12 protein-coding genes are annotated in these 17,850 nt (G+C 56.2%); 4 read left to right on the forward strand and 8 right to left on the reverse strand.

Going from position 1 to position 17,850, the window contains the following annotated elements:
- Positions 1 to 13 precede the first annotated feature (13 nt).
- Positions 14 to 3,715, reverse strand: coding sequence for a preprotein translocase subunit SecA (gene secA / locus SV7mr_RS07030; protein WP_145270503.1), 3,702 nt, complete (start codon positions 3,713 to 3,715; stop codon positions 14 to 16).
- An 843-nt stretch (positions 3,716 to 4,558) separates the two neighbouring features.
- Here secA and rpiB point away from each other — a divergent pair.
- Both rpiB and SV7mr_RS07040 read left to right on the forward strand, forming a co-directional pair.
- Positions 4,559 to 5,065 (forward strand): ribose 5-phosphate isomerase B, encoded by a 507-nt coding sequence (rpiB, locus tag SV7mr_RS07035; protein WP_145270505.1) that lies wholly within the window; start codon positions 4,559 to 4,561, stop codon positions 5,063 to 5,065.
- 292 nt (positions 5,066 to 5,357) lie between these two features.
- Positions 5,358 to 6,608, forward strand: coding sequence for a chorismate synthase (locus SV7mr_RS07040; protein WP_145270507.1), 1,251 nt, complete (start codon positions 5,358 to 5,360; stop codon positions 6,606 to 6,608).
- 93 nt (positions 6,609 to 6,701) lie between these two features.
- On the opposite strand, the gene SV7mr_RS07045 is transcribed toward SV7mr_RS07040, so the two are convergent.
- The 4 genes from SV7mr_RS07045 to SV7mr_RS07060 all read right to left on the reverse strand — a co-directional run bounded on the left by SV7mr_RS07045 (position 6,702) and on the right by SV7mr_RS07060 (position 11,594).
- Positions 6,702 to 8,378 (reverse strand): M20/M25/M40 family metallo-hydrolase, encoded by a 1,677-nt coding sequence (locus SV7mr_RS07045; RefSeq protein ID WP_419188208.1) that lies wholly within the window; start codon positions 8,376 to 8,378, stop codon positions 6,702 to 6,704.
- 122 nt (positions 8,379 to 8,500) lie between these two features.
- Positions 8,501 to 9,625 (reverse strand): FliG C-terminal domain-containing protein, encoded by a 1,125-nt coding sequence (locus tag SV7mr_RS07050; protein WP_145270511.1) that lies wholly within the window; start codon positions 9,623 to 9,625, stop codon positions 8,501 to 8,503.
- Positions 9,626 to 9,660: 35 nt separating this feature from the next.
- A complete protein-coding gene (locus SV7mr_RS07055) occupies positions 9,661 to 11,100 on the reverse strand; it encodes a hypothetical protein (protein WP_145270513.1) in 1,440 nt (479 codons plus the stop codon).
- Positions 11,101 to 11,171: 71 nt separating this feature from the next.
- Complete coding sequence (locus SV7mr_RS07060) at positions 11,172 to 11,594, reverse strand: ATP-binding protein (RefSeq protein ID WP_145270515.1); 423 nt, start codon at positions 11,592 to 11,594, stop codon at positions 11,172 to 11,174.
- A 357-nt stretch (positions 11,595 to 11,951) separates the two neighbouring features.
- Between SV7mr_RS07060 and SV7mr_RS07065 the strand changes: the two genes are divergently transcribed.
- Positions 11,952 to 13,592: a PDZ domain-containing protein gene (locus SV7mr_RS07065; protein WP_145270517.1), complete on the forward strand. Its 1,641-nt coding sequence runs from the start codon at positions 11,952 to 11,954 to the stop codon at positions 13,590 to 13,592.
- Positions 13,593 to 13,737: 145 nt separating this feature from the next.
- On the opposite strand, the gene SV7mr_RS07070 is transcribed toward SV7mr_RS07065, so the two are convergent.
- Together SV7mr_RS07070 and SV7mr_RS07075 are read right to left on the reverse strand one after the other, a co-directional pair.
- On the reverse strand, positions 13,738 to 13,998 hold the full coding sequence (locus SV7mr_RS07070) for a hypothetical protein (RefSeq protein ID WP_145270519.1): 261 nt from the start codon (positions 13,996 to 13,998) through the stop codon (positions 13,738 to 13,740).
- A 136-nt stretch (positions 13,999 to 14,134) separates the two neighbouring features.
- Positions 14,135 to 14,560 (reverse strand): hypothetical protein, encoded by a 426-nt coding sequence (locus SV7mr_RS07075; protein ID WP_145270521.1) that lies wholly within the window; start codon positions 14,558 to 14,560, stop codon positions 14,135 to 14,137.
- Positions 14,561 to 14,988: 428 nt separating this feature from the next.
- Between SV7mr_RS07075 and SV7mr_RS07080 the strand changes: the two genes are divergently transcribed.
- On the forward strand, positions 14,989 to 15,564 hold the full coding sequence (locus SV7mr_RS07080; protein ID WP_145270524.1) for a carbon storage regulator: 576 nt from the start codon (positions 14,989 to 14,991) through the stop codon (positions 15,562 to 15,564).
- A gap of 55 nt (positions 15,565 to 15,619) precedes the next feature.
- Here SV7mr_RS07080 and SV7mr_RS07085 read toward each other — a convergent pair whose 3' ends face one another.
- Positions 15,620 to 17,710, reverse strand: coding sequence for an esterase/lipase family protein (locus SV7mr_RS07085; RefSeq protein WP_145270526.1), 2,091 nt, complete (start codon positions 17,708 to 17,710; stop codon positions 15,620 to 15,622).
- Between the last annotated feature and the right edge of the window lie 140 nt (positions 17,711 to 17,850).

A 17,850-nucleotide genomic window follows, 5' to 3' on the forward strand; every position in this document is an offset into this window, starting at 1 on the left:
ATCGCCTTGCAGGCTATTTTCGCATGCAACAGGATTTATATTTCTTGCCACTTCCACAGGGGCATGGATCATTGCGACCGACCTTATTGCCGACATTACGAATCGGCTCTTGCTTGGTGTCGGGGCTGGACTGATTGCTGGATTCAGCGGCCCGTTGGTGGTCCGTCTGAGTCTCTTGGGCGGTAGCCGTTGCTGACTGTGGTGCGACGGCGTGCGTGGCTTTGGCGTCTACCCAAATGCTGCGAATGAAATCTTCGTTGAAGGATTCCATGCGGAAAATCAATCCCGTGACCTGTTCGGCGATCGAATCCCACATTTTGTCAAACAGTCGCATCCCTTCGCGTTTGTATTCCACTTTGGGATCGAGCTGCGCGTAACCTTTCAGTCCAACACTCGAACGCAGGTGGTCCATGGTCAGCAAGTGGTTCTTCCACGCATCATCAACAATGTTCAGCAGGATTTGACGTTCCATCCGGCGCATTTCGGGATGGAACTTATCGTCCACCGCTCCACTGACAGCCAGCGCCAGTTGCTTGCGGTTCAAGCGCTCGAGGTCTTCGGTGGTCAGTGTTGACTGCAGATTGTCATGGAGCCAGTCGATCAGCGACTGGAGTTTTTCGGTGCTGGCGGTGGCGACTTTGACTGTGGTGTCGTCATCCCGATTGCCAAACAAGTCTTCGACGCGATGCTCTGCTTCCCGGTAAGTCTCTTGGACTTGGGCATCTAGCTTGCGGCTGAAGTTTGCCAGGTACGTGTGCAGTTCGTCGCGCTGCATCGGCAGTTCGTCGACAGAGATCGTTTCACCGAAGCGGCGACCGATCCAGTCGACAAGGTGTTCGCGCTGCAAGATGATTTGATCGTTTGCAGTCTCGGTAAATCGAGAGATTGCGGCCAAGGCGGGGTAGGCCCATTCTTTTTCTTTGTAGGCTTCTTCTGCACGCGCGATCAAGGCTTCGGCAACCGTGCGGCGATCATCGACATCACGGAAGTCTTTCGGGGTGACTTCAATGCCAAAGCGATCTCGCATCCAGGCACAGAGAATCTTGAGACCATAGTCAGCGTCCAGGAAGGGTTCGCCTTTGCTGAGGTCGACATCAGCGATGTTTTTGTGGCAGGCTTCGATCAAGTCATTGATCAAGTCTTCGCGATCCATGTCCTTGATTTTCGAGGCATGGTATTGCTTGCCGGTGGTTTTGCTGGCCCACTTGGCCATGGCCTGAGTGTTCCATTCATCTTCCATGTCCTCCGGAAGATTCTCCTCCACGGCTTCGTCGACCATGACCTCTGCAGCACGTTCGGCTTGTTCCCGTGAGTAGGAAGTCGCCATCGAGATTTCCATGTTTTGGAAATCTTTTGGATCCAAGGTGCAGCCCAGTTGCTCGCCCGCGAAACCGGCAAAGCTTTCGGCGCCAAAGTTAGGTTCCAGGAAGACTTCGACCGTCTGTTCGATCTGTGATCGAATCAGGTCCAGCAGCATTGACTGGGAACTGTGACCATCGAGCAGGTTTTGTCGATAGCGATAGACGCGTTTACGTTGTTCGTCCATGACTTCGTCATAGTCGAGCAAGCTTTTACGAATCTCGAAGTTGCGTTCTTCGACCTTCTTCTGAGCCGAGGCAATCCGCCGTGTGATCATTTTAGATTCCAACGGATCGTCTTCGCTCATGCCGATGCGTTCCATCAAGTTCTTGACCCATTCGCCACCGAAGATCCGCATCAGGTCATCTTCCATGGACAAGAAGAATCGGCTGGATCCGGGGTCACCTTGGCGACCGCAACGACCGCGAAGCTGCAAGTCAATTCGACGTGATTCGTGGCGTTCGGTGCCGATGACGTACAGGCCGCCCAGCTCGCGAACCTCTTTTCCTTGGATGCTCATTCCTTCGGCATCATCAATGGATTTGACCAAGTCATTCCAGACTTCGTCGGGCACTTCCAGACGCGTCAGGTACTCATGTTGCAGCTGTGCCCAGGCTTTGTTTTCGGGGTTACCGCCAAGGATGATGTCGGTACCACGACCGGCCATGTTGGTGGCAATCGTCACAGCACCTTTACGGCCGGCCTGGGCGACAATGTCGGCTTCCTTGCCGTGCAGTTTCGCATTCAGAACGCTGTGTTCGATCCCACGGCGTTCTAGCAAGCGGCTAAGCTTTTCGCTTTTTTCAATGCTGACGGTGCCGACCAAGACCGGGCGTCCGGCGTATTCAACGGCGTGAATCGACGCGGAGGCGATTTCTTGAGATTGCTTTTCGCCACGGGCGAGAATCGTGATGCCCTGATCGGAATCGCTTTCGATCTTGCCCCAGATTTCATCGCCGTTGCGCAAGCGAACAACGTCCCATTTAATGGTCCGTTCGATTTCATTGGCCAAGGCATTGAATTTGTGTTCCTCAGTCAAGTAGATCTTGTCTGGGTGCTCGGCACGCTCAAGTTCTTTGTTGGTGGGGATGGCGACCACATCCAGTTTGTAGATCTTCCAGAACTCGGTCGCCTCTGTCATCGCGGTACCGGTCATGCCGGACAGTTTCTTGTACATCTTGAAGATGTTTTGCAGCGATGCGGTGGCAAAGGTTTGTGTTTCCGGTTTGATTTTTTGCCCTTCTTTGGCTTCGACCGCTTGGTGCAGTCCATCACTCCACTGGCGTCCTTCCATCAGACGCCCGGTGAATTCGTCGACAATGACAATGCCACCGTCTTTGATGACGTAGTTGACGTCGATCTTGTACAGGTAATGAGCCTTCAGCGCATTGTCGATCAGGTGCGGCCATTCCATGTTGCCCGCGGTGTAGAAGCTTTCCACGCCGGCGAGCCTTTCCGCTTCACGAACCCCTTCATCGGTCAGCGAGACATTGTGTTGTTTTTCGTCAACGCTGAAGTGCTCTTCTTTCTTCAGTTGCCGGGCTACCTTGTTAGCCTCTGCATAACGGCCCAGGTCCATGTCGCTGGGGCCGCTAATGATCAACGGTGTTCGAGCTTCATCGATCAGAATGTTGTCCACTTCGTCAATGATGGCGTAGTTCAGCGGGCCCTGGCATTGTTGAACTTCATCAGGGAAACGTGTGTCACCCTGGGCAGCCGGACGCATGTTGTCGCGCAGATAGTCAAAACCAAATTCGTTATTGGTTCCGTACGTGATGTCGCAGCGGTAGGCGGCTTGCTTGTCGGCCGTTGGCATTCCCGACTGAATCGCAGCCACCGTCAGGCCAAGATTCATGTACAGCGGTGCCATCCACTCCATGTCACGACGGGCAAGGTAGTCATTGACGGTGACCACGTGGACGCCTTTGCCTTCCAGTGCGTTCAGGTAGGCCGGCAAGGTCGCGACCAGCGTTTTCCCTTCACCGGTGACCATCTCAGCGATGTTGCCCTGGTGCAGCACCATGCCACCGATCAACTGCACATCGTAGTGACGCATGTTCAGGAAACGCTTGCCGCCTTCACGGCAAACGGCGAAAGCCTCGATCAAGATGTCTTCTAGCGTTTCACCGTCGGCTAAACGTTTGCGGAACAGCTTGGTTTGTTCACGCAGTTCGTCGTCGCTCATCGCAGCGTACTTGGGCTCTAGAGCCGTGACCTCTTCTGCGCGAGAATGCAGTTGTGTCACTTGACGCGCATTGGCAGAGCCAAAAATCGATGTCACGCCACGTTCAAAAAGACCAAGTAAACCTCCGAAGAAAGCTCCGGAGACGTCCGCCAAAGTATCAAAAAACGACATCGCTTGTTCGCTATGTTGTTATCGTTGTAAATGAGAGAGGAATCGATGCCACCATTGATCGTCGGCGTCTGAACCGCCGTCGGGACATCGGATCGTGACAGTGATTGTTCACTGCATGGCCTTCCGATGGCACCCGATCAAGGAATTTTCATCACACACAAAACGTTCGAGTCGGTTCAACAGAAGTCCTGTTTTCCGGTTCGGAATTCAGGATGCTGGTGTTCTTAGTCTCTGAGCCGTCGTCTCTGAGTCGTGTCTCTGAGTCGTGTCTCTGAGTCGTGTCTCTGAGTCGTGTCTCTGAGTCGTGTCTCTGAGTCGTGTCTCTGAGCCGTCGTCTTCACCTGATAAAAGGTCAAATTGGCAGATGAGTGGTAACTCAGCCTTGATGTGCCAATTTGGGGCCAAAAACGAACATTTAGGCCATTTGTCAGGGAATTCTCGGCCAGATGACTTAGTCTGGCGAATCTAAACGCTTTGCAGGGCTTAGGTTAGGAGTTTTGCCCGACAAGGTCAACGGCGACCCGTGAGAACGTGCCGTTCCTAGAACAGAACCCTTCCAATGAGCCCCCTACTTCGGTCGTTTCGGCCGCCCTGAATCCCTCGGCCGCCAGTCGCTCAATGGTCACCGGCAATGGCGTTGAAGTCTGGTCGGTCTGTCGCCCAAGCCTTGTGCTCTGCCGCTAACGAAACCGCCGCTCTGTGGCTACACTATTGGCCCGCCCGCTGGGCCGAAGCAGCCAAGCGAGTGGATTCCATCGTGACTTTTGCAGGATTCTGAATGCACTGGCCAGTTTTGGACGGTTCATTCGACCCTCGGATTCCTTTCCCACATCAACTCAAGCCATGCCTGTTCCTCAATCACCTGCGGCACCCATCCGAATCGCGATCGGTGGCGATCACGCCGGGTTTCCGCTGAAGCAATTGGTTGCCGAGCAGTTGGCATCGGAAGGTTTTGCCCAGCTCGTTGGCCAGGTGGTCGATTGCGGGACCAACAGCACGGACAGTTGTGACTACCCCGATTTTGCCATCGCCGTGGCCCAGAAAATCCTGTCCGGTCAAGTTGACCGAGGCATCGTCGTCTGTGGCAGTGGTGTGGGCGTCAGTGTGGCAGCGAACAAATTCCCCGGCATCCGCGCCGCGATCTGCCATGACACGTATTCCGCGCATCAAGGCGTCGAGCACGACGACATGAATGTGCTTTGTATCGGAGGCCGGATCATTGGCAGCGAGCTGGCGATGGAAATCGTCCGATCGTTTCTGGCCGCCCAGTACACTCCCGCCGAGCGTCATCGGCGACGCTTGGATAAGGTGCTCGAAATTGAAGCCAAAGGGACTGATCTCCTCAAGTAGGCACCGTCCGCTTGCTTTCGCCGCTGCTTGGTGCCCATGAATCCATCAAATCAATCGGCTAATCGAATGACGAACCACCGTGACGCGATATGCTCTGGCAAACGCAGGCGGTTCACTGAAACGCAACGCCTGGTCTGTAACGCATGGTCGGCAATGCCGACGCAAAACCATTGCTGGCGCAAAGCTTGGCAGTGAAAAATCAAGCAGTGAAGAATCAAGCAGCGACAAATTTGGCACCCGATTTAGGACCGGCCTGCATCCACACCACCCAGCAATAACGAAGACGATAGCAATGGAAATATTAGGTGGTCCGCACTACGCAGTTGCTGGCGCGGGTGAATCACACGGTCCGGCAGTCGTGACAACCATCATGGGCTGTCCCGCTGGATTAATGGTCCGTCGGCAAGACGTGCAAGCCTTTCTTGATCGTCGGCGTCCGGGCGGTAACAAGCACGGCACGCCGCGGAATGAAAAGGACAAAGTCGTTTTCTTATCAGGGCTTTATCAGAACGACCCCGATCAGTTGTTTGATGATTCAACCGTCACGGTCACTGTCGATGGAGCCAGTTTTCAGACCGATGGTTATGCCGCTGGATACACCACAGGCGAGCCGATTGCGGCGATGGTGCTGTCGACGAGCAAGAAGTCGGGGGATTACACACAGTTCACTGGACCCAAGGGACAGGTTCGTCCCGGACACACTGACTTGGTCAAGCATCACAAGTCGCGCGGCTTTGTCGATGTTCGCGGTGGCGGTCGCAGTAGCTATCGTTCCACAATCAGTGACGTGATCGGCGGCAGTGTTGCCAGAATCTTTTTGCAACAGCATTTTCAAACCGTCGTCTTGTCAGCGATTGACCAAGTCGGTCCCCTGAAAGCCAAGTTGACGTTGGCCGATCGAATTGAACAGTTATTGAATGAGCAGCCTGGCGACCAGTTGCCACTGGAAGTCGCTCAGTCATTGCAGCAAGAGATGGATGCCGCCGAAATTCCAACCGTTGATGCCGAGTTTGCCGACCAAGCCGCCGAGCTGATTAAGGAAACTCGCAAAGCTGGCGACTCCTTGGGCGCCTCGGTCCAAGTCGTTGCAGTCAACGTGCCGGCGTTACTTGGAGACCCGTTGTATCAGAGTTTAAAGCTGCGATTGATGGGAGCCTTGGGAGGCCTAAACGCGGTGCAGTCCTGTGAGGTCGGAGCGGGGACAGAGGTGATCGCCAGGCAAGGGAGCGAAAACAACGACCCCATTCGATCCTCCGGTTACGTTCGCAATTCGCACGGCGGATTGTTGGGCGGAATGACCACCGGAAAACCCTTGACGTTCCGCGTCGGCTTTAAACCGACCTCGACCATTCATTCAATGCAGCAGTCGGTGACCAAGGATCTGACTGAAATCGACTTCCAACTGGAAAAAGGTCGCCATGATCCCTGCGTTGGTGTGCGTGCTGGCGTCACCTTGGAGAGCCGTGTGGCGATCGAGTTGATGAACTCGGCCCTCAGCCAACGCGCTCAAAGCCTGCACGAAGGTTTGCCAGGATTGTTCTGACACTTGTGGGGCGTCCATTCAGTGGCAAACTGGAAACGCAAACGCCAAAGTCACCGTGTCGATTCGGTGCGTCCCCCGCTTGTCGGGGCTCGATCAGGCTGTTTTCGCGGTCACCGGTTGGTACGGCATGATCATTGCCAAGACGCCTGCGATGCCAGCATACAAGGGCAATCGCCAGGGGCCGAGTGCTTGCACCAACAGCACCAGCACCGGGGCGACCAGCACGCAGACCGCCAACCAACCGGTCCACGAAGGAAGGCTCGCGAGCGCCCGTTGCCTGCGCTGGTTGCTCTGCGGTCTTGTGCCGATTCGTGTCGTCACGACGGTTGCGGTGATCGAGAAAACGGTGACGGGGATGCTGAGCAGGTAAGCTCCGCCGGGCAGTCGCCAGGCGACGACAAGCGCGAACGCGGCACCCAGCAACCAGGTTCTCTGTTGCCAGGTCCGTAAATCGCTCTCGGACAATGGCAGTCGTTTCCATTTTCGGATGCCCCAGTCGCGCACCGTCCAAGCTGCTGCTAAGGCCAGGCCAATGGTAAAGAGTCCCAGAGGCAAGTCGTAGGGTGTGTAGCGAACGCTACGAAAGGCTGTTGCCAGCAGCAGGCCTTGCAGTCCCAGGCCAATCGCAATCGCCGCCAGCAAACAAAGGCATTGAATCTGAATCTGCGCCCAGCCCATCGCGGTGCGATGATTTCCTATGAGCCACCACAGTACAAACAACATGCAGCACGACGCCGCGGCAAAACTGGTCTGCAACCACGCGGGATAGTTCACCACAAAGGCACCAAAGACGTCAAAGAAGATTGCTTCTGAATTGTCCTTGGCAAACAGATTTGCGAGCTGTTGGTCACTCAGTCGGTCAAGCCTGCGATGCATCGACGTAATGTGATCGCCCATGTGTTGCAAGGTGCGTCGACTGACGTTTTCAGGGGAGTCCTGTGGGGTGTGGTAGCGATGAGCGCCGCCGATGGTGGCAAAGTTAAACCCGGGTTGGTCAAGCTCAGTGCGCCAGATCGTGAAATCGGTCTTGTTGGGCAACTGACGATAAACGGTTACCGCTAGCGAGGAGGTGATTTTTGGACGGGCAAGTCCACCGAGTAAGGTTTTTGCGCTTTCGTGCCCCACTCGGTTGATCTCGAACATGGGCACGCCACCACTGGTGCCGCGCGCGTCGAAGTTCAGCACAAATGCGGGCGTCGCAATCGGTAGGGGATTGGACCTGGCAAAGTGCTTCGCGCCAACCAGACCGTACTCTTCGCTGTCGGTGAACAGATAATGAACCGTTCGTTGGTGGCTGGCTTGTTGCTGACTGAGCATCCGACAATGTTCTACCAATGCCACCACGCAGCTGCCAGCATCTCCGGCACCGGGACCCCAGGGGCAGGAATCATGATGCGTGACAATCAGAATCGGGGCCAGGTCCGGTTGTTGGCCGGGCAGCGTGGCCAACAAATTGGTCAATTCCGCCCCGGCAGCCAACTCAGCATGCGGCTTGGTCCGTGTCTTGGGTGTTGTTGTGGTCCAGGTGAGCCGCCGAGTCTGGACATTCAAGGACTCAAGTTCCGCTTGCAATCGATCTAGAAACGCCTTCCCGGCGGCGGTTCCCGAGGAATGAGTCCGTAGGTCTGGTCCAATCAAATGTTGCAGCCGCTGAGCCATGCGAGTCGCTGAGATCGCGGCGCTGGCTGGTTTGGGAGCAGGCCCGCGATAGGCCAGCAGCCCCAATAGCAGCGCGAACAAGAATGCTCCGAAGGCGATGGCGGTTCGCATGTTGAAGTTCCAGTCTGGAGCGCTGTGTCGCTGTGTATCCAACGAACAGCAAGGCATGCATTGAAAGACCAAGCTGTCGATCAAGCGGTGGCGTTTTTGTGCACGTTGACAGGCGGGAAACGCTATGCCGCCAAGGCTTTGTGACCGATTGCAATTCGAATCGCAATCTCTGCGATCGCGCGTTTCGCTTGATCGATCTCTGAGATCTGCAATTGATTCATGCTTCGCATTGCAGAGCGAACTTGTTTCGCTTGTTTGCGTGGCAAAAGCTTCAAGGTTGATTCGGCCACTTCGTTTGGCAGTCCGCACAGGACCAAGAACGCCTGTTTGGTGGTGCCCATGCCCAGTGCATAGCAGAGGTCTTCGGGAGGAAGGTTGATCAAGAACTGGTCGATGCGCTGTGCCAGCTGTTCAGTGTTCAAGGGAACGCGTTGGTCACGATTGTCAGCTGCCCCTGACGCCGGATTGGTTGAACCCAGCGGTGGTGTTGCGGCGACGGTTTGGGATGCTGAATCTGACGCTGCGGCCGCTGGGCCGCCATGGATTGCGTTGGCAAAGTTGGAGTTCAAAATGCCGGCGGCTTGTGTTTGTTGGTACTGCTCGATCAGCACCTGCATGCTGTCGAGTTCACAGGGCTGGCGATAAGCATCGATGGAGTGAATCGCCACGGGAGAGGGTTCCGCTTGGTGGGCGGAGTCCGCGTCAGGCTGCACTCGTGAAAAGGGGGCGGAGCCTGGCGGGGTGCGATTCAATTCATCCGCGGCGGACGGGATCGCGTTTGTTGTCGTCGTGCTGTTTGGTGCAGTCCCGTTCGGGCCCGCGTTATCTGGGCCGGCGTTATTGGGGCCGGCGTTATTGGGGCCCCCGTTATTTGGGGCCACGCTGGTCTGAAACGAGGTGTCTGGATTGTGATACAGCGTTGGTTTGCGCGTTTTGGAGACCCGTGCTCGGCCGATCTGGATCTCGTCGTGAATTTCGGATTCGACCTCGGCGATCGATTGGGTTTCTCGCGTCAAATGCTCGCGCATCTGCTTCATGGTGCGGTACTGTTCCATGGGATCCACGTCACCGAGTTGATCGAGTTCGGCCTGGACGCGTTGCTGATCGGAACTGGAGAGTTGTCCCAGCAGCACGCCATGGGTGCGCGAGGGCAATGAGTGCAACAGGATCGCAATCTGCCGAAGTTTTGCAGGAGTCGACGTTGGCATGGCGGCAGTGGAATGGGCAGTGCGTTCGAGCTGAACCATGGGACGAGCCAGTGGGGATGGTTGCGTTGTTCAGTTTAGGCCGCGTCGTTCATCCAGCTGTGGACGATCTGGGCAGCGAGTTCCGGATTGGACTCGACAAGTTCCGCCAAGTCATCGCGGAGTTGATGATCCTGTTTATTCAGTGCAATGATCGATTGGCCTGACACCGGATCAGTGCTTGATGAGATATTGGTTGCTGTGGTTCGGCGTGAGCGGCGAAACTTGGTAACGGTGACAATGCCGATCACGACCAAGATTGCCAGGGCCGCCAAAGGGATCAGCGCCGAATCCGGTCGGCCTTGTTTCAGCCGTGTCCAGTGGACTTGCCACCATTGAGCGAGCGAGACGTTTTGCGCCGCGTTTTCAGTCTGGGGATTGGCATAGCTCAGTCGGATCGTGGCATCGTTGTCCGGATAGCTCCAGACCTGAATGGCTTTCTCAGCCGTGGCAAGGTTGGAAGCCAGGAACGGAGTGATGGCGGCACGTAGATTGTTGGTCAGCTGCAGCTTGGCTTGTTCCAGTTGCGGTGGCGTCGGCGCGATCACGAATTCACAACCGGGATGATGGTCTTGATACTGCCGGATCCATTGAGTGTGAAACTGACTTTCTGGCACACCAACGGAAATCATGAACTGCAGCGTTCGGGAACTGCTTGGTTGGTCGTTGGAAACTTGCTGTGACTCGGTGGTTGAGAGCGTTGCTGGATCGGCGGCGTCGTTTGGTGGGGTTTCTGTAGCCAGGCTGGCATAGCGGCTGGTGACGGCGATCTTCAGCTCAGGATAGCCTTTGAGCAGTTCGGTGAGCTCTTGTTTGAGTTCGTATTCACGTTGTCGTTGACGTTGGATTTCCGGTGTGTCGGTGCCACTGTATGTTTGCTGTGCTCCGGTATCGGTCACCGTGACTTGGTCCGCTGTCATGCCAGCATAGGATGCCGCGATCATTTCCCGAATGGATTGAATCCGGGCTGGGGAGAGAGGCTTTTTCGACTTCGAACACAGCACCACGCTGGCAGAGTGAATCGTGGTGGGGTTGAATCCACGGACTTCTTTTTCGTCGTAGTCGACCGTTGCCCATGCGAGATCGTCGAAGGCCGTTAGTGTTTGGCCCAAGTCGTTGGCTTTGGCAATTTGGTAACGCAGTCGCTTTTGTTTTTCAGACTCGAAATAAGATTGCTTATCGAGCTGTTCTTGAACGTTGCGACCGTTGGATTGTGGGATCGCTTGTTCCGTGTGACAGAGGTCGTGGTAGTGCTGACGTTTGCTTTCTGGGACCAGCAACCTGCCGTCTTCGATCAAGTAGTCGTCCAAGCCGGCGTGCTTGAGTTTGGCTTCCAATTCAGCCACAGAGGGTTGGTCATCACCGGCAGCGGCGTTGATCAAGGGCACCATGGCCGTCGATCCGGGTTGTTGCCAGATCAAGTAGATGCCACCAATGACTAAGACAACCAGCACGACGACGATCGATTGACGTGTCATCGCGGGTTCAGAGTCAACACCTCCGGTGTTTTTGCTCGATGGGAAATTCTCAGCCGACTGATCCAACACACCTAAGCCGCCATTCGCTGTGTTTTGGTTTCACCGGGAAAGCGGATCGTGACCGCGACTCCACCCTGTGGGCAGTTTTGCCACTGAAGTTCCGCAGTTAACGCTTTGGCAGATAAAGGCACGACGCAGGGTCGAGTTTCCTTGTCGGTGCCGCTGTCGGCGATTTCCAGTTCAAAGCCAGTCGCATCACTGCAGCTGGTGATCAGAATGTCACCGCCCTCAGGCATCGCTTGCAAGGACTGTTCGCACACCAAGCGAACCAACTGCGCCACCCACTTGGAGTTTCCGGGAATGGTCTCGTCGTTGGCCACGTCTAACTCAAGGCAGACGGGCGCAGGGTGCTGAATCAAAAGTGGAGCGACCGTTGATTCGATCAACACCATCAGATTGTGACAATGATCCGGGTCCATCCATCCACTGGCCATCTTGGCCTCCGCTGTTTTTGAGTAAGCAAACGGAAATCATGCACGCCTTTTAACCAAAAATGACTCGAAACGCTCAAGTTCATTTCTTGAAGTCACAGGCATACCCATTTTTGGGTTGTCGCTGCAAGATGAATCGACGACGGTAAAACCGTTGTTGAGACCCGCCCGGCAGCGATGGGTGGGAACGGCCAGCAAAAGGTGCAGCGCCGATCCGCCAGAGTGGCCAGCAACCTCGCGCCGCTGGGGCAACCCTTGCCCCAGCAAGGGCGGGATGTACTTGCCAGATCACTCCCGCTCGCTTAGGGTGTTGGTATTCGGCCATGGGGAATTGTCACAGCTGCTCTGGGATTGCAGGCCATGAAAATCAGTACCATTCAATTGCGTGCAGCGAATTTGCCTGCAGCGAATTTGCCAGCCATGAAAGCCTTCATCACGCGTCTCCTGATCACCGGTTGGGTTTGCATCGCTGGTCTTGGAGGCCATTGCGTTCTGGCACAAGGATTCAACTTTCAAGTCCCTGATGGATCGCGACGGCAACCCGCTGCGGCGCCTCAAGACCCACGCTACGCTCCGCGGCCGAATCAAGCCCGCGCTGAGAATGAGCCACAAGACCGCTCGCGAGGACGTTTATTCCGTCGGCTCCGCGATCGCGTTGCACCGCTGGTCGAAGAGCAGCTGCAGCGGATGCAAGAGGGCGGTGATCCCAACGCGAATCATCCCGACGCCGTGCCGCGTGGTGACGCCGCGCCGCGTGGTGATGTTCCGTTTGCCATTCCCTTCAACTTCGGGCAAGGCTTTTTTCCCTCCGCCGCTCAGGATGCGCGTGCCAGTGATCCAGCGGGACGCGGGGCAAGCAGTGATCCTCGCTCGCCAAACGCGGGACAAACGCAGCCAGCCAGATCATCGTTGCCCAGCCCTGCCCTGCAACCGTTGGCCCCGCTGGGAACGCCACGGCAAGACGCTGGTGGCATGTCGCTGAACCCGGCAGCGACCGGTGCACGTGGAACAGGTGCACGTGGAACAGGTGCACAGCAGAACGCAGCCAACAGAGCGGCTGCGGAGGGGTTGGGTTCCTCGATTTTGCTGGCTCCCAATCAGCCCACTTATCAGGACAATTCAGCGGGGCCGAATCAATCACAGATGCAGCAATCGCCGCCAAGCCTTGCCTTGCCAGCCCCGCAAACCGAGAGCCGCGAGATCCTGCCAGCGCCTCGGCCATCGGTTGGTCAGCGGGAGACGGCCGCCGCAGCCGGTGACTTGCAACCGCCAGTCGAACCCGGTGGTCTGGGACTGCAGATTGCTGCCGTCTCTGGACGCCGTGGAGTCACTGTGGATCGAGTTTCCCAGCCAAGTGTCGGGGCAGAGATGGGGTTTCAGGCCGGCGATCGAATCATTTCCGTCAACGGAGCGCTGGTGCGCAGCGAGCAACAGTTCCAGTCCCAGGTCGCGCGCACCGAAGGTGCATTGACGGTCAAGGCCGTCCGCAGTGGCCGACTGGTCTCATTAACGGCCAGCGATCAGCTGCGCAAGAATCCACCGACCGAGTCTGAAACCGCATCGGCGAAGCCTGCTAGGGATGGCGCGGCGCCTGCTGGGGATGACAATGGGATGCTCAATGGCCTGGGCTCCATGTTTGGTCGTCTGATCGGCGGTGATGCCGCCGCGCCCAAGGAAACTAAGGACACGCCGCCTGCGACGAAGAACCTGCTCGACAAGCTTCCTCTGCCCGCACCGGCTGGCAAACCCAAGGCAGTCAAACCCAAGGCAGTCAAACCCAAGGCAGTCAAACCGCAATCGCCTCTGGCGCCAGTCAAGTCAGAAACGCCCCAGCCAAAACCACTGGAGAAACCACCAGTGACCAATCCCACCTCTGGCGAGAGCCAGCCAAAGAACTCAGCGCCAAAGGCTGAGACACTCTCAGAACGGATTAAACGCTTGAAGGCCGAACTGAAAGCGGCCGAGACGCGGCGGCAACAACAAGAGCAGCAACAGCAGTAGCAAGTGGCTTGGCTGGACGTTTCTGTGCCCTGTAGCTCAACCTCAGTGCTGATGCTTCACCCAGCCTTGCGCATCGAGCGACGATCACGCTGTTGCAACGGGTGGGTTTCGTCGCGGATTGGTTCCCATGGGCTTCTTTTGGGTCTCAGTAACGCGGTGCTTGCGACATCATCTCGTCGGCAATTGCCAGCACAACCAGTGCCCCAACGACAACGGCATATGTCGCCCAAAACAGTATCAATACCCAATTCTTCGGATGCGGTTTGTCGATGTAAAGGCGAGCCCAAGCCCATTTAATCAGCCAACTCGCTGGAACAGCCAGTGCCGTCAGAATGAAAATTAGCACCGCAATAAAGGGCCAGATCCGCATGCTCTCGTACTGCTGAAACGATGCAATCAATTCCATGAGTCATTCCAACTTGGCCGTGTGTTGACACGTTATCCATCTCGATCGCATGATTCAGATTGCGACGACATCCATTCTGAGCCCCGGTTTTTGTGCTGACGATCACGCCGTTGCAACGGGTGGGTTTCGTTTCGAATCAGCCAGCGAGTGAAGAGCGGAAGGGAAGGATTCGCGGTCCGTTGGATGGCTGATCGCTCTGCGTCGGCTGTTGTTCAGCGGGCGAGTTTCGCCGGGCCGCCGCTTCGTCGATCAGTTGGCTGGTCAACGTCATCTTCAGTGCAGCCGCCTGGGCGTCGTCGACGGTGATGCGGCTTTGAGCAAACCAGCCAACGTGTGGTGAGCGACTTTCTTGTTGCAGAACCAGTTGCGATTGACCCTCAGCGTTGGTCTCGCGGGCGAGGAGCAAACGCGAATCTTCATCGCTGCCCAAGAACACATTCAATACCTCGAAGTCTGGTTTGACTCCGGCAGACGCCGTGCTAGCAGGCGCTGTTCCAGCAGTCAGTGGTTGCTCGGTGGCACTGTTGTGGCATCGACTGTGGCATTGGAGGGGAAGCATCATGGCGGATCGGCTCGTGCGAATGAAGGCCCGTCTGGGAAACCGTTGTTCAACCGGTTCCTCGGGAGGTTGCTAGCAAAGCACTGCGGAGTGCGAATGCTAATGAAAACCATTCTCAACAAGGCTTAGTCTAATGGATCTGACGGCGAAGTCAATCTTTCAATTTCTTGTAATCTTTTCCCCGAGATTGGCCGAGGGCGGTGGGGCTGTCCGGTTTGGAAACTCTTTAAGTCCTTTTGTAGCAGCGGCTTAAGACGTTTCTTCAGGCAGTTCTGCAGGTTTTGGCACGCTCAGTGCAATGGTACAAAGCCAACGAAAACGCTTTGGCGACCAAGGATCTTGCACCTCAGCCGGCTCCATTTCAGTCCCGCCAGTCTTGTTTTCGCTGACTCAACTTCAGTCTCTGCTCTCACGCGACAAAGGAATGTGCAATGTTGGTTCTCTCACGGAAAACAGACCAAACCATCAAGATTGGCGACCAGATCACGTTGACCGTGGTCCGTCTGGATTCAGGCCGCGTTCGCATTGGCATCGACGCTCCGGATGAGATGAAGATCTTGCGGGGTGAAGTGCTGGCCAAGGCGTTGGACACCGCTCACGCCGAGGCGGTCAATGAGGCCTGGCAGCCCGGCGAGCGTGAAATGCCCTTCGCTCACCCTCAAGTCAGTTTGGCGGAGCAGCGCCGCAAACGTGAACGTGAGCGGGAGCGGGAATCGGGTGCCTTCGCATCGCCTGTTTTGTCGGCCAGCGCAGCTCCGCTGGCGAGCCGAACACAGCAATCAGAGACTCTTTCCAGTGATGTGAAGGGCACGTCAGTGACCCAGGGGGTGCCCCACGCCTCCATCACTGGAAGGAGCAGCGCTGGGATCCCAGCGGCAGTGCTTGCGCAGCGAAGTGGGCCGGATGCCGCTTCGTCTGCTACGCCTGTCTCCGCTGTTCGCGACGTTCATCGCAGCCAGAAAGAGTCCCAGGCCGTCCGCCCGTCCGCGTTTGTTTCAGCGACTTAGAGCGTGCAGCGGATCAGCGCTGCATGCAGAAGAGACGTTAAAAGGGGACGCATGTCTAGGGTTGGTCTTGCAAGCTAATGCGTTCTTCCGGTTCGGCCGCGATCCGATCATTTGCGTCAATCTCCGCGAGGTGTTGCAGCAAGATGCGTCTGGTTTCGTAGATCGCCTGCCCGGTCATGTGAATCTTGGTGTGTTCCGCATTGACGATCAGTTCGCTTTCTGCGTCGGGCATCGTCGCGCTTTGATAGGCGACCACGCCGTCACCTCGACCCGTTTTCTTTTGGAACAGGTGAGGAGATTTGAGGATGCCAATGATGTTATGAAACTTCACTTCCCTGGAGTACTTGGCCTCGGACATCACTGTAAAAATGGGTGATTCCGGATCCAATGAATCGATGGCTGTCGCAGTGGTCAGCAAGTCGGTGTTGTGGAACAGGTCCGGGTTTTCCTTGACCAACGCTTGAATGTTTTGCGCATTGCGTTGCGGTAGCTTGATCACTTTGCCTGCAATCCAACGCGTGAAATTGTTAGCCAGTTTGCTGCCGCGATGAGGCGTGCCAATCGTGATCACACGACGGACGGACTGATTGGGATTGAAGAACAAAGCGCTGACTAAGCGATTGCGTTGTTCCGGATCACCTTTCAGTTTCTCCTTGGGTTCTTTGCTGACGATGGACCAAAAGTCTTCGCGGCTTTCAATCGTCTGCATCCGACTGATCAGGCCGCCCATGCTGTGGCCGACCAAGACCATTTGGTCCATTGGCGAGTGGCGGTGTCCAGGATCAAAATGGGATCGCACGGAGGCCAAGTCTTCGCGCATTTGTGTGGCGCTGATCCAGAACGGTTGCCCCGAGGGATACAGGTAGAACCAAAACTGATAACGCTCGCGAATCTCTGGAAAGCTTCTCAGGTCATTGAACATGTCCATCCAAGTTCTTGGACTGGACCAAAGTCCGTGGACCATCAGCACTGGAATCCGATCTGGATCATAAGGTTCCAACATATACAGCCCGCGATGCTTGGCCGTTTTCTGTGGGTTGATCAAGCCGACCGTTTCGCGATTCTGTTCCCGAAACATCGGGGTGTCCAAAAAGAATGCCAGCGGCGTGGTCAGGTCGGTTTCCAGCGGGACCCATTGGTTGGCGAGCTCGACTTGATTGGCCTGCAGCGGATCAAAGAACTCCAACACGCAGACTTCTTGATCGGTCTCGGAATCGCTGAGTGTTTGGTGCACGTCACAGCGAATCATTGCTGTCACACTGCAGCTGATCTCTTTGGGGTAGTACTTGGCTGAGTCTGGATCGCTGGCGTGTGGTTTTCGCACCGCGATCATGGGCACTCCCAAGCCAAACGTGGTGTGTTTGCTGCGCAGCGTCTGGATCTCGTAGTCGCTGACAAATTCAAAGTGGTCGAACTCATCGTTATCCCAGTCACCACGCATTTGTGTATGGATCACGATTTCCGAATCGGCCGCTTGGATCGTATACGTTTGGTTGGGACGCATCATCTGCTCTTCGCACAGCAAACGCAGCGCATCTTCCAGCGCTTCGTTATACAGGTCGCAGGCGGAGCGAAACTGAGGATCGTAGACGTTGCGTGATTCGGCAAATTCGGGGTTTAGCAGATAGTTGTAGCTGTTCAGGACGGTGGTCCCGTAGTGCCCTAAGGCCTCCGCCACGCTGCCTCGGTCTTGAGCACGACGGCCTTGCACATAGGAAAGCTCGGCCGCAGCGTAGATCAGTTCAGGATCACGGTTTTGGGCGATGCGATCGCTGATCTGATCGATGCAGAACTGGGCGTCATCTTCGTATTCATCGACCAACGCATAGCGTCGCAGTGTGCCCCAAGTTCGTGGGCTCACCGAAGGGCCTTTGCGATTGAGCAAATGCAGTTTCAGAGTCAGCGGGTTTTCACGAATCCGTCGCTGATTGATGTATTCCGGAGTGCAGCCGGTCAGCAAGATCGAGCACACGACGGTCGCGCACACCACGATCGCGAGGGGGGACAGCTGTTTCTCGCGTCCCCTTCGCAAGCGGGCCAGCATCCCACCGCCGATGACGAAGCCATGGCGCAGCACCAGTGCGGCTCTGCGAGCGCGGAGCCAGCCAATGGCTGACGGTGTGGATGGGGGCGATTGAAGGTTCACCAGGACGATGATGTTGGCAAGTGAGCTGGGGTGGGCGATGGTCGCGCCACTGACCTCTGGTTTACAAGGTGGTTGGCTAAACTAGAAATCTGCCAGCTCGCATGTCAACGTCGAACTGCGATCTGAAGGCCAATGTCGGG

Origin of the sequence: Stieleria bergensis (assembly GCA_007745635.1) — a bacterium.
GTDB lineage: Bacteria > Planctomycetota > Planctomycetia > Pirellulales > Pirellulaceae > Stieleria > Stieleria bergensis.

Bases quoted from the DNA above. Each gene is read 5' to 3' on its own strand.
- SV7mr_RS07075 (WP_145270521.1), bottom strand. From the start codon at position 14,560: ATGATGCTTCCCCTCCAATGCCACAGTCGATGCCACAACAGTGCCACC.
- SV7mr_RS07080 (WP_145270524.1), top strand. From the start codon at position 14,989: ATGTTGGTTCTCTCACGGAAAACAGACCAAACCATCAAGATTGGCGAC.
- SV7mr_RS07060 (WP_145270515.1), bottom strand. From the start codon at position 11,594: ATGGCCAGTGGATGGATGGACCCGGATCATTGTCACAATCTGATGGTG.
- SV7mr_RS07070 (WP_145270519.1), bottom strand. From the start codon at position 13,998: ATGGAATTGATTGCATCGTTTCAGCAGTACGAGAGCATGCGGATCTGG.
- SV7mr_RS07040 (WP_145270507.1), top strand. From the start codon at position 5,358: ATGGAAATATTAGGTGGTCCGCACTACGCAGTTGCTGGCGCGGGTGAA.
- SV7mr_RS07050 (WP_145270511.1), bottom strand. From the start codon at position 9,625: ATGGTTCAGCTCGAACGCACTGCCCATTCCACTGCCGCCATGCCAACG.
- SV7mr_RS07055 (WP_145270513.1), bottom strand. From the start codon at position 11,100: ATGACACGTCAATCGATCGTCGTCGTGCTGGTTGTCTTAGTCATTGGT.
- SV7mr_RS07045 (WP_419188208.1), bottom strand. From the start codon at position 8,378: ATGCGAACCGCCATCGCCTTCGGAGCATTCTTGTTCGCGCTGCTATTG.
- rpiB (WP_145270505.1), top strand. From the start codon at position 4,559: ATGCCTGTTCCTCAATCACCTGCGGCACCCATCCGAATCGCGATCGGT.
- secA (WP_145270503.1), bottom strand. From the start codon at position 3,715: ATGTCGTTTTTTGATACTTTGGCGGACGTCTCCGGAGCTTTCTTCGGA.
- SV7mr_RS07065 (WP_145270517.1), top strand. From the start codon at position 11,952: ATGAAAATCAGTACCATTCAATTGCGTGCAGCGAATTTGCCTGCAGCG.